General features: G+C 70.9%; 24 protein-coding genes. All 24 read right to left on the bottom strand.

The annotated features are described in order from the left end of the window. Positions 1–9: 9 nt before the first annotated feature. The 24 genes from ACIGFK_RS25085 to ACIGFK_RS25200 all read right to left on the bottom strand — a co-directional run bounded on the left by ACIGFK_RS25085 (position 10) and on the right by ACIGFK_RS25200 (position 23,554). Positions 10–660 (bottom strand): TMEM175 family protein, encoded by a 651-nt coding sequence (locus ACIGFK_RS25085; RefSeq protein WP_376657707.1) that lies wholly within the window; start codon positions 658–660, stop codon positions 10–12. 104 nt (positions 661–764) lie between these two features. Beyond that, positions 765–1,106 carry a nuclear transport factor 2 family protein gene (locus ACIGFK_RS25090; protein WP_376657706.1) on the bottom strand — a complete coding sequence of 114 codons (342 nt, stop codon included), beginning with the start codon at positions 1,104–1,106 and terminating at the stop codon, positions 765–767. 38 nt (positions 1,107–1,144) lie between these two features. Beyond that, positions 1,145–2,677: an ATP-binding protein gene (locus ACIGFK_RS25095; protein WP_400053672.1), complete on the bottom strand. Its 1,533-nt coding sequence runs from the start codon at positions 2,675–2,677 to the stop codon at positions 1,145–1,147. Continuing rightward, complete coding sequence (locus ACIGFK_RS25100; protein ID WP_376657704.1) at positions 2,674–3,930, bottom strand: MFS transporter; 1,257 nt, start codon at positions 3,928–3,930, stop codon at positions 2,674–2,676. The genes ACIGFK_RS25095 and ACIGFK_RS25100 overlap by 4 nt, the downstream gene beginning before the upstream one ends. A gap of 26 nt (positions 3,931–3,956) precedes the next feature. After that, positions 3,957–4,787, bottom strand: a complete 831-nt coding sequence (locus ACIGFK_RS25105; RefSeq protein ID WP_386471707.1) for an FAD binding domain-containing protein — start codon at positions 4,785–4,787, stop codon at positions 3,957–3,959. Continuing rightward, positions 4,784–7,228, bottom strand: a complete 2,445-nt coding sequence (locus ACIGFK_RS25110; protein WP_376657702.1) for a xanthine dehydrogenase family protein molybdopterin-binding subunit — start codon at positions 7,226–7,228, stop codon at positions 4,784–4,786. Before ACIGFK_RS25110 ends, ACIGFK_RS25105 begins: the two co-directional genes overlap by 4 nt. 4 nt (positions 7,229–7,232) lie before the next feature. Continuing rightward, positions 7,233–7,745 (bottom strand): (2Fe-2S)-binding protein, encoded by a 513-nt coding sequence (locus ACIGFK_RS25115; RefSeq protein WP_386471704.1) that lies wholly within the window; start codon positions 7,743–7,745, stop codon positions 7,233–7,235. Next, positions 7,730–8,344 carry an NADPH-dependent F420 reductase gene (locus ACIGFK_RS25120; protein ID WP_400053675.1) on the bottom strand — a complete coding sequence of 205 codons (615 nt, stop codon included), beginning with the start codon at positions 8,342–8,344 and terminating at the stop codon, positions 7,730–7,732. The genes ACIGFK_RS25115 and ACIGFK_RS25120 overlap by 16 nt, the downstream gene beginning before the upstream one ends. Before the next feature lie 65 nt (positions 8,345–8,409). After that, complete coding sequence (locus ACIGFK_RS25125; protein ID WP_376657699.1) at positions 8,410–9,894, bottom strand: aldehyde dehydrogenase family protein; 1,485 nt, start codon at positions 9,892–9,894, stop codon at positions 8,410–8,412. A 34-nt stretch (positions 9,895–9,928) separates the two neighbouring features. Then, positions 9,929–10,669 (bottom strand): type 1 glutamine amidotransferase domain-containing protein, encoded by a 741-nt coding sequence (locus tag ACIGFK_RS25130; RefSeq protein ID WP_376657698.1) that lies wholly within the window; start codon positions 10,667–10,669, stop codon positions 9,929–9,931. Positions 10,670–10,738: 69 nt separating this feature from the next. Further along, positions 10,739–11,503, bottom strand: coding sequence for a P-loop NTPase (locus tag ACIGFK_RS25135; RefSeq protein WP_376657697.1), 765 nt, complete (start codon positions 11,501–11,503; stop codon positions 10,739–10,741). Next, positions 11,503–12,768, bottom strand: a complete 1,266-nt coding sequence (locus tag ACIGFK_RS25140) for a PP2C family protein-serine/threonine phosphatase (RefSeq protein WP_376657696.1) — start codon at positions 12,766–12,768, stop codon at positions 11,503–11,505. Before ACIGFK_RS25140 ends, ACIGFK_RS25135 begins: the two co-directional genes overlap by 1 nt. Next, the gene (locus tag ACIGFK_RS25145) at positions 12,750–13,223 is read right to left on the bottom strand and encodes an ATP-binding protein (RefSeq protein ID WP_376657695.1); all 474 of its coding nucleotides are present in this window, start codon (positions 13,221–13,223) and stop codon (positions 12,750–12,752) included. Before ACIGFK_RS25145 ends, ACIGFK_RS25140 begins: the two co-directional genes overlap by 19 nt. Beyond that, positions 13,220–13,531: an STAS domain-containing protein gene (locus tag ACIGFK_RS25150; protein ID WP_376657694.1), complete on the bottom strand. Its 312-nt coding sequence runs from the start codon at positions 13,529–13,531 to the stop codon at positions 13,220–13,222. Before ACIGFK_RS25150 ends, ACIGFK_RS25145 begins: the two co-directional genes overlap by 4 nt. A gap of 1 nt (position 13,532) precedes the next feature. Further along, on the bottom strand, positions 13,533–15,680 hold the full coding sequence (glgX, locus tag ACIGFK_RS25155; RefSeq protein ID WP_386471697.1) for a glycogen debranching protein GlgX: 2,148 nt from the start codon (positions 15,678–15,680) through the stop codon (positions 13,533–13,535). Beyond that, entirely contained in the window at positions 15,677–16,027 is a 351-nt protein-coding gene (locus tag ACIGFK_RS25160) for an STAS domain-containing protein (protein ID WP_376657692.1), read from the bottom strand. The genes glgX and ACIGFK_RS25160 overlap by 4 nt, the downstream gene beginning before the upstream one ends. A gap of 61 nt (positions 16,028–16,088) precedes the next feature. Further along, positions 16,089–17,909 (bottom strand): AGE family epimerase/isomerase, encoded by a 1,821-nt coding sequence (locus tag ACIGFK_RS25165; RefSeq protein ID WP_376657691.1) that lies wholly within the window; start codon positions 17,907–17,909, stop codon positions 16,089–16,091. Position 17,910: 1 nt separating this feature from the next. After that, on the bottom strand, positions 17,911–18,342 hold the full coding sequence (locus tag ACIGFK_RS25170; RefSeq protein ID WP_386471691.1) for a VOC family protein: 432 nt from the start codon (positions 18,340–18,342) through the stop codon (positions 17,911–17,913). After that, positions 18,342–18,956 carry a DJ-1/PfpI family protein gene (locus tag ACIGFK_RS25175; RefSeq protein ID WP_376657689.1) on the bottom strand — a complete coding sequence of 205 codons (615 nt, stop codon included), beginning with the start codon at positions 18,954–18,956 and terminating at the stop codon, positions 18,342–18,344. Before ACIGFK_RS25175 ends, ACIGFK_RS25170 begins: the two co-directional genes overlap by 1 nt. Next, positions 18,949–20,553 carry a GMC family oxidoreductase gene (locus ACIGFK_RS25180; protein WP_376657688.1) on the bottom strand — a complete coding sequence of 535 codons (1,605 nt, stop codon included), beginning with the start codon at positions 20,551–20,553 and terminating at the stop codon, positions 18,949–18,951. Before ACIGFK_RS25180 ends, ACIGFK_RS25175 begins: the two co-directional genes overlap by 8 nt. 9 nt (positions 20,554–20,562) lie before the next feature. Then, positions 20,563–20,940, bottom strand: a complete 378-nt coding sequence (locus ACIGFK_RS25185) for a nuclear transport factor 2 family protein (protein ID WP_376657687.1) — start codon at positions 20,938–20,940, stop codon at positions 20,563–20,565. A 15-nt stretch (positions 20,941–20,955) separates the two neighbouring features. Continuing rightward, positions 20,956–21,411, bottom strand: coding sequence for a nuclear transport factor 2 family protein (locus tag ACIGFK_RS25190; RefSeq protein ID WP_376657686.1), 456 nt, complete (start codon positions 21,409–21,411; stop codon positions 20,956–20,958). A gap of 23 nt (positions 21,412–21,434) precedes the next feature. Then, positions 21,435–21,869, bottom strand: a complete 435-nt coding sequence (locus tag ACIGFK_RS25195; protein ID WP_376657685.1) for a nuclear transport factor 2 family protein — start codon at positions 21,867–21,869, stop codon at positions 21,435–21,437. A gap of 32 nt (positions 21,870–21,901) precedes the next feature. Continuing rightward, entirely contained in the window at positions 21,902–23,554 is a 1,653-nt protein-coding gene (locus tag ACIGFK_RS25200; RefSeq protein WP_386471683.1) for a thiamine pyrophosphate-binding protein, read from the bottom strand. Between the last annotated feature and the right edge of the window lie 16 nt (positions 23,555–23,570).

Below are 23,570 nucleotides of genomic sequence, written 5' to 3' on the forward strand. Positions count from 1 at the left end.
CCTCGGCGGCTACTTCCTGAGGTCTCCGGTGGTTTCGAGCCGCTCTTCCTCTACCACGAGCGGGATGGGGATCTGGTTCGCCGCATAGTAGAGCGCGATCAGGAAGTGGGCGACGAGCGTGAGCGGAGCCGAGAAGAAGGCGAGGACCACGGTGAGCGGGTAGGCGATGGCGCCGAGGCCGAACCGCACCCGTGTGGCGCGGGCGCCGTCCTTGTCCACGTGGTCGTGGAAGAGGTGGCCGACGCGGGTGACGTACCACCAGAAGAGCAGGAACGCCAGGGCGTAGGCCACGGTGACGGCGCTGTAGAGGACCGCGGCGGCACTGGCGGACCCGCCGTCGTCCATGAGGTGTTCGGCGAGGACGTTGGTGGTGTACGGGATCACCGACACCACCATCAGCACCAGGAGATTCAGGAAGAGCAGGGGCCTGTCGACCCGCTTGAGGTGACTGAAGATGGTGTGGTGGTTCACCCACATCACGCCGATGATGAGGAAACTCACGACATAGGCGGCGTAATGCGGCCACTGTTCCCGGACACCGTGCCAGAAGCCCGACCAACCCTTTTCCTCCGGAGCCTCCAACTCCAGGACCAGGATGGTGATGATGATGGCGAATACGCCGTCGCTGAAAGCCTCGACCCGCCCGGTTTCGCGTTCCATGACCTCCCCATTTCCGCTCCGTGCATATATCTACGCTGCCGACAGATGCGGGGAGGGCGCACACATCCCCGCCCTCCCCGCACACGCTACCCAGATTTCGGAGTTCAGCCGCCGAATCCGGCGGTCTGCCGCCAGATCCGGCCATCGCGGACCACGAGCGTCCCGAACGCGTGCTCCGGTTCACCGTTCAGGTTCATGATCGCCCGGTAGAAGATGGTGTCTTCGGTCTCGATGTACTCCTGGAGTTCGACGAGGGTGGGCTTCACGGTCAGATAGCCGGTGAACGTCTCGCGGACCGCTTCGATGCCGGCCGAGACCCCCTCGAAGCGGAGCAGCACGGCGTCGTCGGTGTAGTTCTTCATCACCGCCTCGATGTCGAGGGCGGCGAGGGCCTCCATCTGGCGGACGAACACCGGGTGCAGCTTGGAGATGTCGTACTTGGCCATGTCGACTCCATTCCTTCAACGGGTGGTGGAACTGTCCTTCAGCGGGTGGAGGCAGGTGGTGCGCCGGCGGGGCCGTCGGCGGGCGCCCCCGCAGGCGGGGCGCACGCCCGGGTGCTGCCGGCGAAGGGCAGCCGGACGACCATCCGGGTCTCGCCGGGGCGGGAGCGGGCCGTGAGGGAGCCGTGGTGGCGCTGGGTCACGATCCGGTAGCTGAGGTGCAGCCCCAGGCCCGTGCCCTTGCCCACGTCCTTGGTGGTGTAGAAGGGCTCGAAGATCCTCGGCAGGGATTCCTCGGGGATGCCGCTGCCGGTGTCGGCGATCTCCACGACCATGCAGACGCCCTCGGCCCGGGCCCGCAGGGTGAGGACTCCGGCGCCTTCCATGGCCTCGGCGGCATTGGCGACCAGGTTGGTCCACACCTGGTTCAACTCGCTCGGATAGCCCGTCAGTTCGGGCAGGTCCGGTTCGTACGCGCGCACGATGGTGATCCCCGCGAGCTTGGCACGCAGGACGACCAGGGTGTTCTCCAGTCCGTCGGTCACCTTGAACTGCTGCTCGGGGGCCCGGTCGAGATTGGCGTAATCCCGGGTGGCGGAGACGAGCTGGGAGATCCTGGGGCCGGCGGCCCGCAGCTCCGCGGCGAGGGAGCGGATCTCCAGCAGCGCCGCCAGGTGGTCCAGGGCCGGGGCCAGCGCCTGCTCGCCGATCCCCTCGAGCCGCTCGAGGAGCCAGCCGAGTTCGAGCCCGAGGTCCGAGATCCCCGAGCCGAGCAGACCGGGCCGTTCGGTGCCGGCCTCCTCCGCCCAGTCGGCGATCTCCTCTTCGGCGTCCGCCTGTGCGAGCGGGTCGGTGGTCACCGGCGGCGGCAGCTCGTCGAGTTCCCCGGTGAGCCGGTCGAGTACGGTGCGCTCCGCGCCCGTGGCGGCGGCGCCCCAGGCGTGGGCGGTGCCGGTGAGCCGGTCCAGGGCCGGGGCCAGTTCCTGGGCGGCGCGGGCCACGGCGGCCGCCGGGTTGTTCAGTTCGTGCGCGAGACCGGCGGCCAGGGTCCCCAAGGCCTCCACGGTGGCCCGCTTGCGGGCCTGGACCTCGGAGGACTTGATCCGCCAGGCCAGCACGGGCAGCAGGACGGCGGCCACCCCGTGGCAGCGGGACAGCATCTCGAAGAAGACCGGCCTCGTGTACGCCACGACGGTGGTCGACGGACCGCTCGCGGCCGCGGTGGCCACGTAGGAGCCCTCGGTCAGCAGGGGCAGCTCCCCGGTGAACCGGTGTGCGGCGGAGGGCTTGCCGTCGTGGTCCTCGGCCGCGGCGCTCTCCTCCTCGGTGGAGTGCCGGGTCAGGACCTCCTCGCGGCCGTCGACGACCTTGGTGACGACGAGCCCGCCCGAGAGCAGGACGTGGAAGCGGTCCGCCTCCTCGCCGTCCCGGAACAGCACCTCCCCGTCGGCGAGGACCCGCGGCTCGGAGACCGAGACCAGCCAGTCCAGCTGTTCCCCGGTGAGTCCGGCGAAGATCTCCAGTCCGTGCAGGGCCGACCTCAGACCCGCCCCCTCGATGCCCGCGCCGCTCATGCGGTGCCCCCCTCGGACCTGGCGCGGGCGGCCAGCCGCAGGGTGGCCGCCAGAGCGAGCGCGCACACCGCGGCGACGGCGGCCATGAAGCCGACGGAGGTGCGGTGCAGCCCGTGGATGTTGGTGAGCATCCCGGCGAGCACCGCCGGCACGCTCATGGCCAGGTACGCGAACACGTACACGGCGGCGGTCAGTTCGCCGCGGTGCGCCGGGTCGGCGAGCGCGGACAGCGCCCGGAAGGACCCGAGGAAGGCGGCTCCCCACCCGCTGCCGAGCACCGCGGTGGCCACCAGGAACACGGTGGCCGAGCCGATGCCCAGGGCCAGCAGGACGAGGGCCAGCCCGGCGAGCAGCCCGAGCAGTCCGAGGACGGCGGTGCGCAGCGCCTCGGTGCGGCCGAGCACCAGCTGGGCGACGGTGGCGGCGCCCGCGAGCAGGGCGACGGTGGCGCCGCCGACGAGGTAGTTGGTGGAGCGGAGCAGGGAGAGGGCCAGGTGCGGGCCGAGCGAGAGGTAGAAGCCGCCGACGGACCACACCGCGACGATGGTCAGGACGAGGATGCCGAACCGGCGGCGGGCTCCGGGCGGCACCGAGATCCGGTGCGGGACGATCCGCAGGCGCCCGCCCGCCCCGGGAGCGCTCTCACGCATCCGGACCACGCCCACCAGGGTGACGGCGAAGGCCCCCACGAGCAGCAGGTAGCTCAGGACGGTCGGCGCGGGCGCGTACTGGACGAGCAGTCCGGCCCCGAGCCCGCCGAGCCCGATGCCCACGGTCGGACCGGCACTGTTGACCTGGGCTCCGAGCGCGGGGCGGGTGCGCGGGCTGAGTTCGAGGAGGGCGGCGCCCATGGCCCCGGTGGCGAGGCCCACGGCGAGCCCCTGCACGGCGCGGGCGGCGAGCAGCAGCCCGAGCCCCTGGGCCCCGGCGAACAGTCCCATCGAGACGATCGCCAGGACCAGGCCGGCGCCGAGCACGGGCCGCCGGCCGAGGGTGTCGGACAGGGACCCGAACAGCAGGAGTCCGGCGAGCACGGTGACGGCGTACAGGGCGAAGACCACCGTGATCGTGCCGGAGGACAGCCCCCATTTCTGCTGGTAGAGCACGTAGAGGGCGGAGGGCACGGAGGAGGAGAGCATCAGCAGGACGAGGACCGCTCCCACCACCCAGAAGCCCGTGCCTCCGGGCGGCGCTCCGGCCGCGTGCGCGGCCGGCTGCACGGCTGTCCCCGTGGTCGTCCGGTACGGTTCCACTGCTTCAACTCCCCCGTGACGGGCGGTCAGGCGAAGGCCCGTTCCGCCCTCTGCAAGGCGCGGGCCGTCAGGACCCCCGCGAGATGGCCGAGGTATTCGGCCGAGGTGCCGCGTCCGGGGACGAAGAGCTCCCGGGGCTCGGCACGGAAGGCCGCGAGCACCGCGTCCGTGGTGTACGGGCCGCCGCGCAGCCGGTCCTCGACCCGCCGCAGCCGCAGCGCCCGCGGGGTGGCCCCGGTGACCGCGATGCGCGGCCCGTCGGGGGTGATCCGTACGGCGGTGGCGGCGATCGGGTAGCGGGTGGCCCGGTCGGCGGTCTTCTCGAAGGCGCCGGCCGGTCCGGCGGCGGGCACCAGCAGTGCCGTGACGACGGTGGCCGCGGGCGCTCCGGTGGCCGCGAACTCCTCGGCGGTCACCGTCCTGCGGCCGCCGCGGCCGGCGAGTTCGACGGCCGCGTCGGCGGCGATGGCGGCGACGGGGAGGTCGGTGGCCCGCCCGCCGGCGGCGAGGTTGCCGCCGACGGTGCCGAGGTTGCGGACCTGCGGGTCGCCGTTGGCGCGGGCCGCGGCGGCCAGTTCGGGCGCCTGGGCGAGCACCAGGGGGTGCGCGGAGAGTTCGGCGAGCGTGGTGAGGGCGCCGATCCGCAGCCGCCGGCCGCCGGGGCCGCTCCCGATGCCGCGCAGCTCCTCCAGATGCCGTACGTCGACCAGCAGCCGGGCCCGCTCGGCGCCGGTGCGCAGGTCGGGCAGGAGGCTCTGGCCGCCGGCGAGGACCCGGGCGCCGCGGGTCCCGGAGAGCAGGGTCAGCGCCTCGTCGAGGCCGGCGGGCCGGACGTAGTCGAACGCGGTGAGGATCACCGTGCTTCTCCTCTCAGGGCGCGCCAGACCTTCTCGGGGGTGAGCGGCATGTCGATGTGCAGGACGCCCAGGTCGCCGAGGGCGTCGACGACGGCGTTGACGACGGCCGCGGCGGGCGGCACGGTGGCGATCTCGCCGGCGCCCTTGGCGCCGAGCGGGTTGTGCGGGGTGGGCGTGACGGTCTTGTCGATCGCGAAGAACGGCGCGTCGGCGGCGCGCGGCAGGGCGTAGTGGTTCAGGTCGGAGCTGATCAGCTGCCCGTCCTCGGCGTACTCGGCGGCCTCCATGAGGGCCTGGCCGAGGCCGTGCACGATGCTGCCCTCGATCTGGCCGTGCACGATCTTCGGGTTGCCGATGTGGCCGGCGTCGTCGACCGCGGTGTAGGCCACCACTTCGGTCTCGCCGGTGAGTTCGTCGATCTCGACGACCGCGACGTGGGTGCCGAAGGGGTAGTTGAAGTCCGGCGGGTCGAAGTGGGTGGTCTCGTCGAGGGCGGGTTCGATGTCGGGGGGCAGCCCCCAGCCGTACCACATGGCCATCGCGAGCTCGGCGAAGGTCTTGGCGTTCTCCGCGTTGCCCTCTTCGTGGACCCCGCCGCCCTCGTAGACGACCTTGTCCTCGGGGATGCCGAGGAAGACGGCCGCGGCCCGGACCAGTTTGGCCTTGATCTTGCGGGCGGTGAGGGCGACGGCGGGCGCGGCCATGCTGTAGGAGCGGGAGCCGTAGGTGCCCTGCCCGTACGGGGCCTTCTGCGTGTCCCCTTCGAGGACCTGGACGTTCGAAGGGTCGATGCCGAGTTCGTCGGCGGCGACCTGGGCGAAGACGGTGCCGTGGCTCTGGCCGGTGGAGGCCGAGCCGACGGTGACGGTGACCTCGCCGGTCGGGTGGACGCGGATGTTGGCGCTCTCCCAGGTGCCGCCGAGCATGCCCTCCTGGGACATCCGGGTGGAGGGGCCTACCCCGCAGATGGCGACGTAGGTGGCGATGCCGACGCCGAGGCGTTTGCCGCGGGTGCGGGCCTCGGCCTTGCGGGCGGGCATGTCGGCGTAGCCGGACAGCTCGATGGCCCTGTCGAAGTTCGGCCGGTAGTCCCCGGAGTCGTAGGTCCAGCCGAGGCCGTTGTCGTACGGGAACTTCTCCTTCGGGACCAGGTTCCTGCGGCGGACCTCTGCCGGGTCCATGCCGATCTCGGAGGCGTACCGGTCGACGAGCCGTTCCATGAGGAAGGCGGCCTCGGCGCGCCCGCTGCCGCGCTGGGCGCCGAGGGAGACGGTGTTGGTGAAGGCGGCGTAGACCTCGCAGAAGGCGGCGGGGATCTCGTACATGCCGCTGATGGAGCGTCCCATCAGGGCGGTGGCGACGCCGGGGCCGATGGTGGAGGGGTACGCGCCGAGGTTGGCGTGGCTGGTGGCGCGGACGGCGGTGATGCGGCCGTCGCGGGTCCCGGCGAGGACGGCGTGCTGGCGGTGGTCGCGGCCCTGGACGGTGGAGTTCATCAGGCCGGTGCGGGTGTCGACCCATTTCACGGGCCGGCCGAGTGCCTTGGAGAGCAGCAGGACCAGTGCCATGTCGGGATAGAGGTAGCCCTTGGTGCCGAAGCTGCCGCCGACGGTCGGGGCGATCACCCGGAGTTTGTTGAAGGGGATGCCGAGGACCAGGGCGGAGAGCAGGAAGCGGTGGTTGTGCGGGCCCTGGGTGGAGGCGTACAGCGTGTACTCGCCGGTGGCCGCGTCGTAGTCGCCGACCGCGCCGCGGGGCTCGATGGGGCTGTTGATGGTCCGCTGGTTCACCAGGTCGAGTTCGACGGTGACCTCGGCCTCGGCGATGGCCGCGTCGGTGCGGTCCTTGTCGCCGCAGGTCCAGTACGCGTTCAGGTTGCCCGGGACGGCCTCGTGGAGCTGGGGCGCGCCGTCGGCGAGGGCCTCGTCGGCGCGGGTGACCACGGGCAGCGGCTCGTACTCGACGGAGATGGCGGCGAGTGCGGCGGCGGCCTGGCGCGGGGTCTCGGCGACGACGACCGCGATGGGGTCGCCGACGTGGCGCACGGCGTCGCCGGTGAGCACCGGGCGGGCGCCCGGAAGTCCGTAGGGATGGGGCGGGAAGTGGCTCTCGACGCCGCCGGGTATCCAGATGCAGGGCAGCGGCATCACGTCGGTGAAGTCCGCGGCCGTGGCCACCTTGAGGACGCCGGGCATCTGCTCGGCCGCCTTGGTCTCGACGGACAGGATCTTCGCGTGGGCGACCGGGCTGCCCAGGATCGCCATGTGGGCGGTGCCGGGAAGGTCGATGTCGGCCACGTACTTCGCTTCGCCGCGCAGCAGCTGCGGATCCTCCCGGATGTCCATGGGCTTGCCGAGCACGGTGTGTCCCGGGTCCGCCGGGACCTCGTGTCTGTCCGTGGAGACGGACTCCTGAGTCCGCTCCCCCGTCTCTGCGGTCATGTCCTCACACCTCCTGGCCGGCTGCGGCGGCGACGGTCCCCGCGTGCTGTTCGGCGGCGCAGGCGCGCTGCACGCCGCGGACGACGCTGTGGTAGCCGGTGCACCGGCAGAGGTTGCCGGTGAGCCATTCGCGGATCTCGGGCTCGGTGGGGGCCTCGCCGCCGGCGGTGGAGTCGACGAGCTCGCCGAGTGCCATGACCATGCCGGGGGTGCAGAAGCCGCACTGGGTGCCGTGTTCCTGGCGCAGCGCCTCCTGGAGGCCGGTGAGTTCGCCGCCGGGGGTGGTGACGCCCTCGATGGTGGTGACCTCGGATCCGGCGGCCGCGGCGGTGAGGATCAGGCAGCTCTTGACGGACTTGCCGTCGAGCCGGACCACGCAGGAGCCGCACTGGCCGGTGTCGCAGCCGACCTTGGTCCCGGTGAGGCCGAGGCCTTCGCGGAGGCGTTCCACGAGGAGTTCGTTCGGCTGCGCCGGGAACTGCTCGGGTCTGCCGTTCACATTCAGTGTGATGTCCATTCCAGCGCCTGCGCTTCCGTGAGCGGCCGGTTGAAGAGGGGCCCGCCGGGCTGCTGGAGAATTCCTCCGGAGTGCAGCGGGCCGGTGTCGACGGGTGCGAATCCCAGGTCCGAGATGATTCCCGCGACTATTTCCTTGGCTTTCGCGTCGTCGCCCGCGGTGAAATGCGCCAGGCGCTCTCCGGGTGCGGTGCCGGCGACGGCGAGTGTTTCGAAATGCATGGTGTTGAGGGATTTCACGACCTGGGCGCCGGGATACCACTCGGCGACGAGGTCGCTGGAGCCGCGGCCGCCGAGATCGGCCGGGGCGCCGGGGCCGCCGAACGCGTTGGTGGCGTCCACGAGCACCTTGTCCTGGACGGTGTGCGGGGGCAGGAGTCCGCGTACGCCGTCGAAGGGCACCATCAGCACCAGGAGGTCGGCCCGGGCGGCCGCCTCGGCGGGGTGCGCCGCCGAGGCCTGCGGTCCCAGTTCCGCGAGCAGCGGGGTGAGGCTCCGGGGGCCGCGGGCGTTGGCGACCACGATCTCGTGGCCCGCCGCCACGAGGATCCGGGCGAGGGTGGAGCCGATCCGGCCGGTGCCGATGATGCCTGTCCGCATGACGCTCCTCGGGAAGGGGTGACCGGGTGACCGGGGGGACCGGGGTGACCGGGTCGACGCCGGTCTCAGTCCATGCCGATCCAGACCGACTTGGTCTGGGTGTAGCTCTCCAGGGACTCCGGGCCGCATTCGCGGCCGTAGCCGGAGGCCTTGTAGCCGCCGTAGGGCACGGAGGGGTCGTACTGGTTGTAGCAATTCACCCAGACCGTGCCGGCCTTGATCTGCGAGGCGACCCGGTGGGCCCGCCGCAGGTCCTTGGTGTGGACCCCGGCGGCGAGGCCGTACGCGCTGTCGTTGGCGATGCGCACGGCGTCCTCCTCGGTGTCGAAGGGGATGATCGACAGGACCGGGCCGAAGATCTCCTCCTGCGCGATCCGCATGCCGTTGTCGACCCCGGTGAAGACGGTGGGCAGGAAGTACAGGCCCTGGCTGGAGGCGCCCTCCGGGGTCCAGCCGGCGCCGCCGGTGCGCAGGACCGCGCCTTCCTTCTCGCCCACCTCGATGTAGGAGCTGACCTTGTCGAACTGGCCGCGGTGGGCCAGGGGCCCGAACAGGGTGGCCGGGTCGCGCGGGTCGCCGGGCTTGAGTGCGGCGGCCCGGCGGACGAGGCGTTCGACGAGTTCGTCGTGGACGGGCCGCTGGAGCAGCAGGCGGGAGCCGGCGGTGCAGATCTCGCCCTTGTTGTAGTAGATGCCGAAGAAGGCGAGTTCCTCGGCGGCGTCGAGGTCGGCGTCGGCGAAGACGATGTTGGCGGACTTCCCGCCGAGTTCCATCGTGACCTTCTTCAGGGTGCCGGCGGCCTTGCGGATGATGGACTGGCCGACGGCGGTGGAGCCGGTGAACGCGATCTTGTCGATGTCCGGGTGGTCGGTGAGGGTCTCCCCCAGTTCCACGCCGGGACCGGTGATGACGTTCAGCACGCCGTCGGGTATTTCCGCCTCCTGGAACAGCTCCGCGATCTTCAGGGCGGTGAGCGGGGTGGCCGGGGAGGGCTTGTGGACGACCGTGTTGCCCGCCGCGAGGGCCGGCGCGATCTTCGTCATCGACAGCAGCAGCGGGAAGTTGAACGGGGTGATCGCGCAGACCACGCCGAGCGGTTCGCGCAGGGTGTAGGCGAGCTGCCCGCCGGCCGGAGCCCGCGAGGAGCCGTCGACGCGGGTCACGGCGCCGGCGTAGTAGTGCATGAGCTGGGCCGCCATGGGGGCGTCGACCGTGCTGGAGAAGGCGAACGGCTTGCCCATGTCCACGGTCTCCAGGAGGGCGATCTCCTCCAGGTCGCGCTCGATGAGCTCGCCGACCCGGTTCAGCCTCAGCGCGCGCTCCTGGGCCGACAGTCTGCTCCACGGACCTTCCTCGTACGCCGTGCGGGCGGCGGCCACGGCCGCGTCCGCGTCGGCGGCGGTGGCCTGGGCCACCGGCACGATCTCCTGGCCGTCGACGGGGCTGATGTCCGGTTCGGTGCGGCCGTCCCGGGCCGGGACCCATTTGCCGCCGATGAACAACTTCCCGGGGTTGGCCAGGGGCTGGTCGCTGAGCGCGCGCTGTGTCATGGCTGCCTTCCGGATTCGGGTGCGGGGGCTGCGGTCAGCCCTTCGCGAGCTGTGTCAGGAACGTCTCGGCGAGGGCCTTGGAGGAGTACGGGTTCTGGCCTGTCGTCAGCTTCCGGTCCACGACCACGTGCGAGTCCCAGATCGCCTCGGCCTTCTCGTAGCGGGCGCCGAGCCGGGTGAGCTCGACCTCCAGGATCAGCGGGAGCCGGCCGGCCATGTTGGTGACCAGTTCCTCGCTGTGCGAGAAGGCCGTCATCCGGTAGCCCTCGAAGGGCCAGCGGCCTTCGCCGTCACGCAGGGCGAGCAGCGAGGTGTGGCCGTGGCAGACGGTGGCGAGCGGCTTGTCCTGGGCGATGACCCAGCGCAGGATCTGGGCGAGTTCGTCGGACTTGGGCAGGTCACCGATGGCGCCGTGGCCGCCGCTGACGTACACGCCGTCGTAGTCGGCGATGTCCTTCTCGGTGAGCGACTCCAGGGCGATCGGGGCCTTCAGCCCCGGGGTGTTCTCGATGACCCGGACGTACTCGGCGGCGTTGGCCGCGTCCTCGTCGGGCGAACCCTGGGGGCGGACCCACTGGAGGAACTGGGGGTCGATGCTCGTCCGGTCGACCGTGGGCGCCTGACCGCCGATGGTCGCGACGTCCACGGCGTGCCCGGCGGCCTTGAACAGCTGATAGGGGACGACGAATTCCTCGGCCCAGAATCCCGAGGGGTGCTGTTCGCCGTCCAGCAGGTGGAGGGTGGCCTTGGCCGTCATGACGACGAGAATCTTCATGATTCTCTCCTTGTTCTGGATTCGCTGCCGATTCAACACGCCCATCGCAAGGGGCGTAAGGGGACGACGTCAGGCCCGCGATACTTCGTCACGTGCGTCCAACGCCGAGATGATGGTGCGGAATTCACCGACCAGGGGGTGGTCGGGATGGGCTTCTGCGAATATGCGCTCCCCGTACAGCGCCGCCATTTCCGGCGAGTACGGAATGATTCCGGCCAGCGGCGCCCCATAGACCTCCTGCGCCCGCCGGTGGGCCCCTTCCCGGTCGAGGCCGGCGGGGGCCATGCTCAGCACCAGGGTCCGCCGGCAGGGCAGGCGCCCGGCGAGGGCGATGGTCTCCTCGACGCCGGAGACGTCGATCCGGTCCGCCCGCGCCATGATCATCAGTACGTCGGCGCTGGCCATGGCCGTCACCGACTCGTTGTTGAGCCCGGCGTGGGTGTCGAGGAGCAGCACGTCGAGGGCGAGGTGCCGGGCCAGCCGGTCGAAGCCCTCCGGGAGCAGTCCCACGTCGTACCCGCTGGCCATGATCTCGCGCAGGGCCGCCGTTCCGGTCCGGGCCGGTACGACGTACAGCCCGCCCGCCCCGTCCGGGCCGCGGTCGGTGCCCACCTGCTGGGCCGCGGCTTCGATCTCGCAGCGGCCCAGCAGGTAGTCGGCCAGGGAGAAGCCCGGCCCGAGCCGGAAGAGCAGGTCGAGGGTGGGTGACTGGATGTCGGTGTCCACCACCCCGACCCGGCGCCCCCCGGCCGCCAGCAGCAGCGCGAGGTTCGCGAGTACCGAGGACTTTCCCGTGCCACCTCGGTGCGAGTGCACCACGATGGTCCGGGTCATCAGGCCACCACCCGGTAGCCGGAGCCGTCCCCGTGCGGCCCCCGCGCCGCACGGGGATCGGGCCGGTGCAGGGCCAGCATGGTGACGTCGTCGTGCTGTTCGGCGGTGCCGGTGTGCTCGCGCACCGCCCAGTCCATCCGGTCGACGACCTCCCTGCCGCTGGCCGGAGGGCCGGCGAGCAGTTCCAGCATGCGTTCGTCGCCGAGGAAGCTGCCCTGGGGGCAGCGGGCCTCGGGGACTCCGTCGGTGAAGACGAAGAGGGTGTCGCCCGGGTTCAGCTGGGCGTAGCCGAGGGTGTAGACGCAGTCGGGCAGGACCCCGACGGCCGGTCCGGTGATCTCCAGTGCGACGGGCGGGCTGCCGTCGGCGGGCAGCATCAGGGGCGGGTTGTGACCGCCGTTGATGTAGACGAGGCTGCCGGTGAGCGGGTCCAGCACCCCGAAGAAGAGGGTGGCGAAGTAGCCCTGCCGCAGGTGGTTGCGGGTGAGGTAGCCGTTGGTGGCGGTGACCGCGTTGAGCAGCGGGGTGGCGCCGACCACCGGGATGCGGCGGCTGCCTCCGGTGCGTCCGGCGGCGACCAGGTGCTGGAGTCCGCTGTTCTCGGCGGTGTGCCGCAGCAGGGAGCGGATGAGGGCCATGAAGAGTGCGGCGCCGACCCCCTTGTCGCAGACGTCGGCCACGACGAAGGCGAGCCGGCGGCCGCGGGATATCTCGAAGACGTCGTAGAAGTCCCCGGCGACCTGGCGGGCCGGCCGGAACCGTACGTCGATCTCCCAGCCGTCCGGGACGGGCAGCCGTTCGGGCAGGAAGCCGGCCTGGATCTCCCGGCCGATCTCCAGTTCCTTCTCGTAGCCCATGAGTTCGGCGCGGGCGTCGGCTTCGCGCAGGGTGCGGCCGAGTCCGGCGCGCTCCGAGCAGCTGTGCAGGCGGGCTCCGACGAGGGCGGGCAGGAAGGGCGGGACGAGGTAGTCGTGCCCGAGCCGTACGTGTTCCTCGAGCGCGGCGAACTCCGACACGGTCCAGACGACCACGATGGGTTCCCCGGCCCAGCGGCGCAGCCGGCGCACGGCCATCCGTACGGACTCCCCGTCGGCCTCGGCCGGGGCGAGCAGTACGTCCGCGACGGGCAGCTGTGCCTGCGGGCCTTCGCGGAGCTCCGTGAGGGAGCGGGTGACGAGGTGCGCGTCCATCGTCCGCAGCGCGCCCCGCAGTTCGGGCGGCGGGGGCGGGTACGCGTCGAGGATGATCACGGTCGTGGAGGGCATGGGTCCGTCCCCTCGGCTCTCACGGTCAGCGTGCTGATGTTGCGGCCGTCCGTGCGCCGGTAGCCGAACCCGTCCACGCTGGTCAGCGCCAGGTGGATGCCGAGGCCGCCGATCCGCCGTTCCTCGGGGCGGACGCCGGGGGCGGGCGGGAGGCGGCCTTCGACGGGGTCGAAGGCGGGTGCGCCGTCCTCGATGACGATGCACACCTCGCCCGGGCCGGAACGGCCGCGGACGGTGATCCGTCCGTCGCCGCCCCGGTACCCGTGCATCACGATGTTCGTGGCGAGTTCGTCCACGGCCAGCCGGATCCGGTAGGAGGCGCGCTCGTCCAGGCCCGCCCGTCCGGCCAGCCGCAGGACGAAGGAGGCGATCTCGCCCAGTGCCCCCACCGTCGCGGGCACCTCCAGTGCGGCGGGCTCCCTCGCCAGTTCGACCATGTCGGTCACGGTGGTCACTCGTCGGCGAGGACGATGCTCCGGTCGAGGCCGGCCGTCCGGATGGTCCGGGACACGGGCTCGATGGCACCCACCACCTTGATGGTGACGTGGTCGGCGACCTTCTGCTGGGCGAAGACCAGCGAGCGCAGTCCGGCGCTCGCCATGTAGCCGACGCCGGCCATCCGGATCTCCACGGTGCTGGTGCCGTGCCCGGCGGCCTTCTCGATCGTCTGGTGGAAGTCCGGCGCGGTCTTGGCGTCCAGCTCGCCCGCCAGTTCGATCACGGTGGTGTCGCCGTCGATGCTCAGGGATACGGAAAGGGGCATCTCACGTCTCCTTCTGCTCTTCGGGATCGTTCGTGCGGCCGACCAGGATCACGACCGAGCGCGGGCCGATCAGGTACTTCCCGGCGTTGTCGAGTTCCTGCTCGGTGCCCGGGGTGCGGATGTCGTGCGGCGCCTCCGCCCCGGTGTCGGCGAAGAGGTGCCAGCTGCGTCCGCCGGGCAGGGCGGGCAGTTCCAGGTCGTGGGACTCCCAGTGCGAGTTCATCGCCACGTACACCACGTCGTCGTCGCCGGTGCCGCAGCGGGCCACCGCCAGCAGCCGGCTCTCCGCCGACCAGTCGGGCTGCCAGGCCCGCTCCCCGTGCCAGCTGATGTCGGGCAGACCCAGGTTCTCCCGGATCCGGCCGGTGGGGTGGGAGGTGGCCCGCAGTTCCCGGTGGTGCTTGCGGAAGGCGATCATCTGCCGGGTGAACCGGAGCAGTTCGGCGTTGTCGTCGACCTGGTCCCAGTCGAACCAGGACAGTTCGTTGTCCTGGCAGTAGGTGTTGTTGTTGCCGCCCTGGGTCCGCGCGACCTCGTCCCCGGCCAGCAGCATCGGGATGCCCTGGCTGGTGAACAGGATGGCGAGGGCGTTCTTCATCTGCCGGGTGCGCAGCGCGTTGATCTCCGGGTCGTCGGTCGGCCCTTCGGCCCCGCAGTTCCAGCTGTTGTTGTCGTTGGCGCCGTCGTTGTTGCCCTCGCCGTTGGCCTCGTTGTGCTTGTCGTCGTAGGAGACCAGGTCGGCGAGGGTGAAACCGTCGTGCGCGGTCAGGAAGTTGACCGAGGCGGCGGTTCCGCGGCCGGAGTAGAGGTCGGGCGAGCCGGCGATCCGGGTGGCGAGCTCCCCCGTGACTCCGGGGTCGCCCTTCAGGAAGCGGCGCACGGTGTCGCGGTACTTCCCGTTCCACTCGGCCCAGCGGCCGTACGCCGGGAAGTTCCCGACCTCGTAGAGGCCGCCGGCGTCCCATGCCTCGGCGATGAGCTTGGTGTGCCGCAGGACCGGGTCGTAGGCGAGCATCTCCAGCAGCGGCGGGTTGGGCAGCGGGGTGCCGTCCAGGTCCCGGCCGAGGATGGCCGCGAGGTCGAAGCGGAAGCCGTCGATGTGGTAGTCGGCGACCCAGTGGCGCAGGCAGTCGAGCACGTAGTTGCGCACGACGGGGTGGTTGCAGTTGACGGTGTTGCCGGTGCCGCTGAAGTTGAAGTAGTACCCCTCGGGCGTGAGCATGTAGTACGTGGCGTTGTCGAGGCCCTTGAAGGAGATCGTGGGGCCCTGCTCGTTGCCCTCGGCGGTGTGGTTGAAGACGACGTCGAGGATGACCTCGATGCCGGCGGCGTGCAGGTCCTTGATGAGGGTGCGGAACTCGTCGCCCTGCATCCCGTAGCGTCCGGTGGCGGCGTAGCCGGCCTTCGGCGCGAAGAACGAGACGGTGTTGTAGCCCCAGTAGTCGAAGAGCCGCTCGCCCGTCTCGGGGTTGCTGCGCGGGTTGTCGCTCTCGTCGAACTCGAACACGGGCAGGAGCTCGATGCAGTTCACGCCGAGTTCCTTGAGGTACGGGATCTTCTCGCGCAGCCCGGCGAAGGTGCCGGGCGCGGTGACCTGCGAGTTGGGGTGCCGGGTGAAGCCGCGCACGTGGGTCTCGTACACGACGAGGTCCTCGGCGGGGATGCCCAGCGGCGTGTCGTCGCCCCAGTCGAAGTCCTGGAGGCAGACGCGGGAGCGGTACTGGTAGCCGCGGCTGCGGTCCGGCTCCACGCCCCACACGTCACGGCCGGCGATCAGCCGGGCGTAGGGGTCGGAGAGGACCTGGCGGGCGTCGAAGCGGTGGCCGGTGACCGGGTCGTAGGGGCCGTCGGCCCGGTACCCGTACTCGATGTTCTCGTGGTCGAGGCCGAAGACCGTCATGGCGAAGACGCTGCCGGTGCGGAACTCCTCGGGGAATTCCAGCTCGGCCATCGGCTCGGGTTCTCCGCGCTTGTAGATGACCAGGGTCATGGAGGTGGCCTGGTCGGAGAAGACGGAGAAGCTGACCCCGCCGGGGACCACGTTGGCCCCGAAGGGGAACGGTTTGCCGGCGCGGACGCGGTACCCGCCCACTTCGTGGGTCGGGTACGCGTCGACGCGCAGGACCTGCTCGGACCGGGTCTCGCTCATCGCGCCGCCTTGGCCTTGGCCTTGGCTTCCGCGGCGGCCGCCTCGCCGGTCTCGAAGAAGTCGAGGAAGCCGGTGGCCGACATGACGAACCGGACTTCCTCGCTCACCCCGTACAGGGTGACGGCGACGCCGGCGTGCTGGGCCTCGCGGTAGACGACGAGCAGGGTGCGCAGGCCGGCGCTGGAGACGTAGGTGACCGCCGTGAGGTCGATCCGCAGCGGCCTGCCCTCGCGGACCAGCGGCAGCAGCGACTGGAGCAGCGAACCGGAGGTCTCGCTGTTGATCTCCCCGGTGGCGACGAGCACGGTGCCCGTCTTGTTGCGGCGTTCCTTGACGTTGAGACTCATTGCTTGCTTTCCCCTCTGGTTGGGGCGCCCCCCGTTGAGCGCGCGGTGAGCCCCCGTGGAACTACTTGGCCACGGGCCGGAGGCGGACCTTGACCTTGACCCGCCCCTGGACGTCGGGGAGGTGGACGGTCAGTTCGTCCGCGTCGAACTCCTCGTACGGCTTCTCGTCGATCTCCACGGACGCGATCCGCACGGAGCCCGCCGGGAGCAGGTCGGGCGAGACGCGCAGGATCCGGTCGGGAAGGCCGGTCGGGTCGGGCTGGAAGTGGAAGTCCATCTCCCGGCCGTTGATGAGGAGGTTGTTGTAGACGGCGGCGAGGTAGCACAGCTCCGCCGAGTGGTACATGGACATCGAGTGGCTGCCCTTGAGCCGCTCGGTGCCGAGCAGGTACGGCGTGCCGCTGGCGAGCACGTTGAAGTAGACGGCTCCCTCGTCGTGGTCGAGGAAGAAGGTGTTGTAGAAGGACTGCGCCTGCCGTGCCTCGCGCAGGTTCGCGTCGCCGCCGACGGTGCCGTTCAGGATGAGGTAGGCGAGGATCGCCTGCTCCTGCTGCCACCACGCCTTGCGGTCGTGCCAGGCGAATCGATACGCCTCCTGGTCCCCGGACTTGGTCCGCTCGACGACGTCGTACCAGCCGCCGCGCTGCACGTCGCTGCCGACGGCCGGCATGATCTCGCCGATCTTCTTGGCGAGCTCCTCGTACGCCGGCTTGGCCTTCAGCGAGTTCATCCGCATCAGGTTCCAGGCGATCTTCAGGTTGTGGCCGACCACGGCCCGGTCCTGCTGCCAGCTGTGCGCCTTGTCGTGCGACCAGTCCCGGTTGAACCGCTCCTGGACGAAGGGGCTGTTCTTGTAGTCCGGGAAGCGGTCCGCGATGGTGTCGAAGGTGTACTCCAGGAAATCGGCGTACTTCTGCTCGCCGGTCGCCAGGTACAGGTTGATCAGGTACGCGGGCGCGTGGTCGCCGACCGAGTTCCAGTTCTTGCGCTCGGCGTTCTCGCCGAGGGACTCGTGGTCGGCGCTGAAGAGGATCGGGTCGATGTGCGAGTAGTAGCCGCCCTGCTCCGGGTCGAAGAAGAACTTGTCGAACAGCCGGATGGTGGCGTCCGCGTCGTTCTTGATCCGGACGTCGCCGGTGACCCGGTACGTCTGGATGGGGCCGGCCAGCGCGTAGATCTGCTCGTACATCGGGATCGCGTCGTAGTCGTCGGAGAACTCCGAGGTGAACAGCTTGCGCTCGCTGTCCCCGTCCACGCTGATGCCGTGGTACCAGAAGACCACGTCCTCCTCGCTGTCCACGACGCGCATGTGCTTGCGCAGGTACTCGGTGCCGCGCTCGGCGACCTCCAGGTACTCGTCCTTGCCGGTCAGCAGGTAGGCCGAGGCCATGCCGTAGACCAGGCGGGAGATCGTGTCGGTCTCCTGGACGTGGCTGGCGGTCTTGTCGCCGCCGAGCCGGATCTCGGTGCGGTACTCGGTGAAGTCCACCGGCCCGTCGCCGAACTGGGCGCGCTTGTAGAAGTCGGCCAGCGACTCGATCTGCTTGATCCACCAGCTGGGTTCCTCGAAGCGGTAGTCCTCGGCGCCCCGGCCCAGGAACACCAGGCGCTTGGCGTCGAAGCGCCCGCCGTGCTCCGGGTAGTGGATGCCGTAGGCGAAGAGGAACCGGCCGGGCGAGAGCATCTCGTCGATGTGCCCGGAGGCGTCGATGTAGGGCTCCTCCAGGTTGCGGACGAGCTCGGCGCTCGGGCCGCCGGCCAGCGAGACGTCGAACTCGCGGCCGTCGGAGGTCTTCAGCCGCAGGAGGCGCGTTCCGGAGTCGAAGCGGACGACGTAGCCCGCGATGGTGTCGGAGAAGGAGAAGCTCACGGCATCCGCCATGTCATGCACCGTCCTTGTCGTGAGAGCGGTCGTCCTCGTATCCCTGGCTGACCTCGACGATCACGCCGTCGGGGTCGCGGAGCCACACGGTCCGCCAGCCGCAGATGAAGTCGTCGAAGTCCAGCGGCCCCAGCGTCACTTCGGCCGCGTCGCCCAGCTGCGCCAGGAACGCGTCCACGTCGTCGGTCTGGAAGGCCAGGTGGCGCATCCGGCCCGGGGCCTGCGGCCCGTCGTCGTGCGCCGGACGGGCCGGTTCGGCGCCGGCCGCGAAGAGCTCCAGGTACGCGTCCCCCTTGCGCAGGAACACGATCTGCGCGTCCCCGAGGTCGACCACCCGGGCCCGGGCGAAGCCGAAGTGGCGGGTGTAGAACTCCTCGGTGGTCTTCTGGTCCGTGCAGTTCAGGCCCACGTGCGACCAGCGCGGCCCGGCCATCAGCCGGCGCCCCGGCCGCCCCGCCCGGCCGCGATCAGCTCGATGATCCGGCGGGCGAAGAGGTGGTGGTGCGCGCCGGTGCGGCCGGTGACCAGGTCACCGTCGACGACCACGTCCTCGTCCACGTACTCGCCGCCCATGTTGCGGACGTCACCGATGAGGTTGTTGTGGCAGACCACCTTGCGGCCGCGGATCTTGCCGGGGATCGAGGAGGCCAGCCACATGCCGTGGCAGATGATCCCCTTGAGGACCGTGGGCTCCTCGAAGGCTCGGCGCAGCAGCTCCGTGGCGGGCGCGAGTACGTCCACGTCCTCGGTGTAGCGCAGCCGGTCGGCCACCATGCCCGAGGGCACGATGATCGCCGCGTACCGGCGCAGCTCCTCGTCGCTCATCCCCTCCAGGGACTTGTCGGCGGTGAACGGCGCCCGGAACTCGTGCCCGGAGAAGGTGAGGGAGTCGTTGCCCCACAGCCGGGTCAGGAAGTCGACCTCGGCTCCCTCCTCCGCGAACCGGTGCCGGTAGTAGAAGATCTCCGGCTCGTAGAAGTCGCTCTCGACCAGGACCGCGATCCGGGTCCCGGTCAGCGCGCCCTCGCGCAGCACGGCGTCAGGCACGGGAGGCCCCCTTCAGGAAGTCCGCCGCGCGCTCGGCGATCATCGCGATGGCGGTGTGGCAGTTGCCCGACGGGACGGCGGGCATCACGCTCGCGTCGACGACGCGCAGGTTCCGTACGCCGTGCACCCGCAGCTCGGGGTCGACCACGGAGAGGTCGTCGATGCCCATGCGGCAGGAGCCGGCCTGGTGGTGGTAGCTCTCCGACTTCTGCTTCACGAAGCTCCGCAGCTCGGCGTCGCTCAGGTAGCCCGGGCCGGGCTGGAGCTCCTGCTTGTACCAGGGTGAGAAGGCCGAGGTCGCGAAGAGCTCCCGGGCGGTCTTGACGCCCTGCACCATCCGCTCCAGGTCCCAGCGGTCGCCCAGGTAGTTCGGGTTGATCAGCGGGTGGGCCAGCGGGTCGGCGCTCGCCAGCCTGATCCAGCCGCGCGAGACCGGGCGTACGACACCCGGCAGGATGGACACGGTGTTCGGGTGGTCCTGGCCGACGATCACGTCGAACGGGACGTGCACGAAGGCGATCTGCAGGTCGGGGGCGGGCAGCCCCGGCCGCGAGGACAGGAACAGAGCGCTCTCCGACAGGTTCTGCGTCGGCGGCGGGAGCTCCTGGGTGACCTCGGCCATCAGCCCGGTCAGCACGTGGTTGTGAAAGTTCTCGCCGACCCCCGGCAGCTCCGCGGTGACCGCGATGCCGTGCTCGCGCAGCTGGTGCGGGTGCCCGATGCCGGAGAGCAGCAGCAGCTTCGGGGACTCGATCGCCCCGGCGGCCACGATCACCTCCCGGCGGGCCCGGGCGGTGTGCAGGCCGGGCTCCGGGGCGCTGCTGTGGCCGTCCCGGACGGTCCGGCCGGGGAACTCCGCAGGGGCCTGGAGCTGCACGTACTCGACGCCCGTGCAGGTGTCCCCGTCGAAGAGCAGCCGGGTGCTCTGCGCGCTGGTGCGCAGGGTCAGGTTGGAGCGGTCGAGCGCGGGCTCCAGGTACGCGGCGAGGGTGCCCTGGCGGCGGCCGTCGGCCACGTCGATGTGGTGCCAGCCGGTCCCGAAGAGGCCGCGCCGCGGACCGTCGGTGTTGAAGTCGGCGATCTCCTGGTGGCCCAGCTCGACGGCGGCGTCGATGAAGGCGCGGGAGACCGGGTTCGGGGCGTGCCGTCCGGCGTTGGTGATGCGCTGCGGGCCCCGGGTGCCGGTGGTGTCGGCGGTGGCGTCCTCCTGGCCCTCCAGCAGGGCGAAGTACGGGAGCACGTCCTCGTACGCCCAGCCGGCCGCGCCCTGGTAGGCCCAGTTGTCGAAGTCCGAGGCGTGGCCCCGGATGTGCATCATGATGTAGAGGTTGCTGCTGCCGCCGGGGGCCTTGCCGCGCGGTTCGTACGTCCGGCGGCCGTCGAGGCCGGGCTGCGGGGTGCTGGTGTAGCCCCAGTCGACGGGTCCGCCGAGCAGCTTGTACCAGGAGGACGGGTCGTCCACCTCGGGCGGGATCCGGGAGCCGCCCGCCTCCAGGACGAGGACGGAGACGTCGGGGTCCTCCGAGAGCCGGTTCGCCAGCACGCTGCCTGCGGTGCCGGATCCCACGACGACGTAGTCGTACTCTTCGGCGCTCACGGGTCCCCCTCAGTCCTGGCTCAGGACCTGGAAGGGGGCCGTGTCGTGGTAGTTCGCCATGTAGGCGATCTTTCCGTCCACGATCCGGAAGAAGTTCATGACCTCGGCTTCGACGGGCTCGCCGGAGGCGCTGACGGCCGTCAGGTGCGAGACGGCCGCGGCCTTCTCCCCGCCGCCGTCGACGATGAAGTGCACGGGCTCGTTCCGGAAGACCCGGTACATGGTGCCCATGCCCTTCATCATCGAGCGCAGCACCTCCAGGCCCTCGATGTGCCCGGCGAGCTGCTCGTCCATGACCTGGTCGTCGGCGAACAGGTCGCACCAGCGGTCCCAGTCCCCGGCGTTGGCGTACTGGTAGTACTTCGTGAGGATCTCTCGCGGTTCCATGGCGTCGCTCATCCCCTAGCCGTCCCGTCGGGTTCCGTCGGGCGCGAAGGGCGCCCAGAACCGGCTGAAGGCGGAGGCCGTGTCGCCGAAGAGGCCGTCGCGGCCCTCGACGATCCGGCCGTCCCGCCACTTCATGAAGTGGAAGACCGGGTAGTCCATCCGCTCGTACGGCGACACGCTCGCGGCGTCCGCGCCGTCCCGCAGGGCGACGTTGCGGCACACGTCCGCGCTGCAGTCCTCGCCGGTGAGGACCGCCTCCAGGTCCATCCGGAAGCTGCCGCCCGTGAGCTTGTGGGTCTGCCCCATCAGCTCCAGGAAGGCGTCGAGGCTCTCGTACCACCCGGCCAGCGGGTGGTTGCCCGGCACCAGCCAGCGCAGGTCCTCGGAGTAGTACTCCAGGATGCGCGCCCGGTCTCCGGAGCCGAGGGCGGCGTAGGCCGCCCTGACCCGCTCCGGCGTCACTTCGGTCATCGTCGCTTCTCCTTCGCCGGCGGTCAGAGGGAGCCGGAACCGGGCATCGGGGCCAGGTCGTTGACGGTGTACTGCTTGATCAGCGGTCCGTGGGGACCGGCCACCACCGTCCAGGTCTGGTCGGCGTCGAAGCCGAGCCATTCGCTGCGGGCGGCCGGCGGGTCCCAGATCTTGGCCTGCCAGTTGACGAGGACCCGGACGACCGCCCGGTCGCCCTCGATGACCGGCTCGACCTTGGTGACCGTGTGCACCTCGTCGAAGAACCGGTTGGTCACGGCCTCGTACCAGCGGCCGAAGCCCCGGTGGCCGAGGAAGGTGTCCTCGGGGACCTTGAACTCCAGGTCCTCGGTGATCAGGGCGAGCACCTGGTCCGCCGGCACGTGCCGGTCCAGCGCCACGTACCAGTCCTCGGCGAACCTGCGGATCGCGTCCTCGGTCAGCTGCCGCTCGGCGGGCATGCGGTCTCCTCCTGTCCGGTCGGGTGTGTCGCTCAGATCTGGATGTCGACGAGGAACGGTCCGGGGTGGGCCAGCATCCGGTTCACGGCGGCCGCCGCCTCGTCCGGCTTCTCCACCCGCATTCCGCCCGCGCCCAGTGACCGGGCCAGCCCGGCGAAGTCGATCTCGGGGTGGGAGAGGTCGAAGGAGCCGGGGAAGCCGTGCTCCGGGATGTCCCGCTCCCGCCAGTACTGGGCGATGTTGTCGTCGAGCAGCCGGTACTTGCGGTTGTTGCAGACCACGAACTTGGCGTCGATGCCGTGCCGGACCGCCGTCCACAGCGCCTGGTAGGTGTACATCGACCCGCCGTCGCCCGCGAAGCCCACGACGAGCCGCTCCGGCCGGGCCAGCTTCGCGCCGACCGCGCCGGGGAAGCCCACGCCCAGCGAGCCGCCCCGGGTGAGGTGGTAATCGCCCGGGCGTTCCGGGGGCAGGTACCGGGTGACCAGCGGGGAGGTGGTCAGGGCCTCGTCGAAGACGATCAGGTCCCCCCGGGTGCGCTCGGCCAGGGTCCTCAGGAAGACGGCCATCGGCGTGCCGTCGTCCGCCTGCGCCCGCTCCCCGCGGGCCCGCTCGCGGGTCCGCACGTCGAGCCGGGCGGCCGCGGCGGCCCGCTGCTGCGGGGTCTGCTGCCGCTCCAGTGCGCCGGCCAGCGCGCGCAGCGCCTGCCGGGGGTCGGCGGCCAGGCCCAGGTCCACCGGGTGGTTCTTGGCGATCTCGTAGGCGTCGAGATCGATGTGGACGGTCTTGGCGCCGTCCCGGAAGGGGCTCTCCAGCTCGGGGAACACCTCCGGGAAGACGTAGGTGCCGACGATGAGGACCCCGTCGGCGTCCCCGATCAGCTCCTTGCTGTGCGGGCCGAACATGTGGCCGGTCTGGCCGCGCCTCAGCGGGTGCGAGGCCGCGATGTTGACCTCGGAGGAGTCGACCTCGTACACGTCGGCGCCCAGCAGTTCGGCGACGGCGGTGAGCTCGCGCTGGGCCCCGGAGAGCGAGACCCCGTCGCCGACGAGGAGGACCGGCCGCCGGGCGGAGGCCAGCAGCTGCGCCGCCCGGCCCACCGAGGCCGGCGAGGGGGCCACGTCCGTGAGCGGAACCGTGGCGGGCAGCACGGGTTCGGAGTTGGGCTCGTCCAGCACGTCCATCGGCAGTGCCACGAACACGGGCCCGCGGGGCGGCGTGAGCGCGATCTTCACGGCCCGCCGGATGGTGCGCAGTACGGACCGCGGGTCGGTGACCCGGGTCGCGTACTTGGTCACCGGCTTCGCCATGGCCACCAGGTCGCAGGCCATCTGCGCGTCCATGGCGTCGTAGCGGACCCCGGCGTCGCCGGCGACCACGACGAGCGGGGTGTGGCCGCGCAGCGACTGGTAGAGCATGCCGATGCCGTTGCCCAGCCCGACCCCGGAGTGCAGCTGGAGCAGGGCCGCGCCGCCGGTGGCCCGGGCGTATCCGTCGGCGATGCCGGCGGCCACGGTCTCCTGGAGGGCCAGGACGTAGGTGAAGTCCTCCGCCGCGTCGACCGCGTCGAGGAATCCCTGTTCCACGGTTCCCGGATTTCCGAACATCACATTCAGGCCGTCGGCCTTGAACTGCTCGATCAGCCTTTCCCGTCCCGGACGCGCCGGACTGGCTTCGGCATTCATCGGACTCCCCCTGAAA

It is taken from the genome of Streptomyces sp. NPDC085524, from assembly GCF_044541755.1.
GTDB lineage: Bacteria > Actinomycetota > Actinomycetes > Streptomycetales > Streptomycetaceae > Streptomyces.

Coding starts and splice junctions, on each gene's coding strand:
- ACIGFK_RS25085 (WP_376657707.1), bottom strand. CDS start 660: ATGGAACGCGAAACCGGGCGGGTCGAGGCTTTCAGCGACGGCGTATTC.
- ACIGFK_RS25090 (WP_376657706.1), bottom strand. CDS start 1,106: ATGGCCAAGTACGACATCTCCAAGCTGCACCCGGTGTTCGTCCGCCAG.
- ACIGFK_RS25095 (WP_400053672.1), bottom strand. CDS start 2,677: ATGAGCGGCGCGGGCATCGAGGGGGCGGGTCTGAGGTCGGCCCTGCAC.
- ACIGFK_RS25110 (WP_376657702.1), bottom strand. CDS start 7,228: ATGACCGCAGAGACGGGGGAGCGGACTCAGGAGTCCGTCTCCACGGAC.
- ACIGFK_RS25115 (WP_386471704.1), bottom strand. CDS start 7,745: ATGGACATCACACTGAATGTGAACGGCAGACCCGAGCAGTTCCCGGCG.
- ACIGFK_RS25120 (WP_400053675.1), bottom strand. CDS start 8,344: ATGCGGACAGGCATCATCGGCACCGGCCGGATCGGCTCCACCCTCGCC.
- ACIGFK_RS25125 (WP_376657699.1), bottom strand. CDS start 9,894: ATGACACAGCGCGCGCTCAGCGACCAGCCCCTGGCCAACCCCGGGAAG.
- ACIGFK_RS25130 (WP_376657698.1), bottom strand. CDS start 10,669: ATGAAGATTCTCGTCGTCATGACGGCCAAGGCCACCCTCCACCTGCTG.
- ACIGFK_RS25135 (WP_376657697.1), bottom strand. CDS start 11,503: ATGACCCGGACCATCGTGGTGCACTCGCACCGAGGTGGCACGGGAAAG.
- ACIGFK_RS25140 (WP_376657696.1), bottom strand. CDS start 12,768: ATGCCCTCCACGACCGTGATCATCCTCGACGCGTACCCGCCCCCGCCG.
- ACIGFK_RS25150 (WP_376657694.1), bottom strand. CDS start 13,531: ATGCCCCTTTCCGTATCCCTGAGCATCGACGGCGACACCACCGTGATC.
- glgX (WP_386471697.1), bottom strand. CDS start 15,680: ATGAGCGAGACCCGGTCCGAGCAGGTCCTGCGCGTCGACGCGTACCCG.
- ACIGFK_RS25160 (WP_376657692.1), bottom strand. CDS start 16,027: ATGAGTCTCAACGTCAAGGAACGCCGCAACAAGACGGGCACCGTGCTC.
- ACIGFK_RS25165 (WP_376657691.1), bottom strand. CDS start 17,909: ATGGCGGATGCCGTGAGCTTCTCCTTCTCCGACACCATCGCGGGCTAC.
- ACIGFK_RS25170 (WP_386471691.1), bottom strand. CDS start 18,342: ATGGCCGGGCCGCGCTGGTCGCACGTGGGCCTGAACTGCACGGACCAG.
- ACIGFK_RS25185 (WP_376657687.1), bottom strand. CDS start 20,940: ATGGAACCGCGAGAGATCCTCACGAAGTACTACCAGTACGCCAACGCC.
- ACIGFK_RS25190 (WP_376657686.1), bottom strand. CDS start 21,411: ATGACCGAAGTGACGCCGGAGCGGGTCAGGGCGGCCTACGCCGCCCTC.
- ACIGFK_RS25195 (WP_376657685.1), bottom strand. CDS start 21,869: ATGCCCGCCGAGCGGCAGCTGACCGAGGACGCGATCCGCAGGTTCGCC.
- ACIGFK_RS25200 (WP_386471683.1), bottom strand. CDS start 23,554: ATGAATGCCGAAGCCAGTCCGGCGCGTCCGGGACGGGAAAGGCTGATC.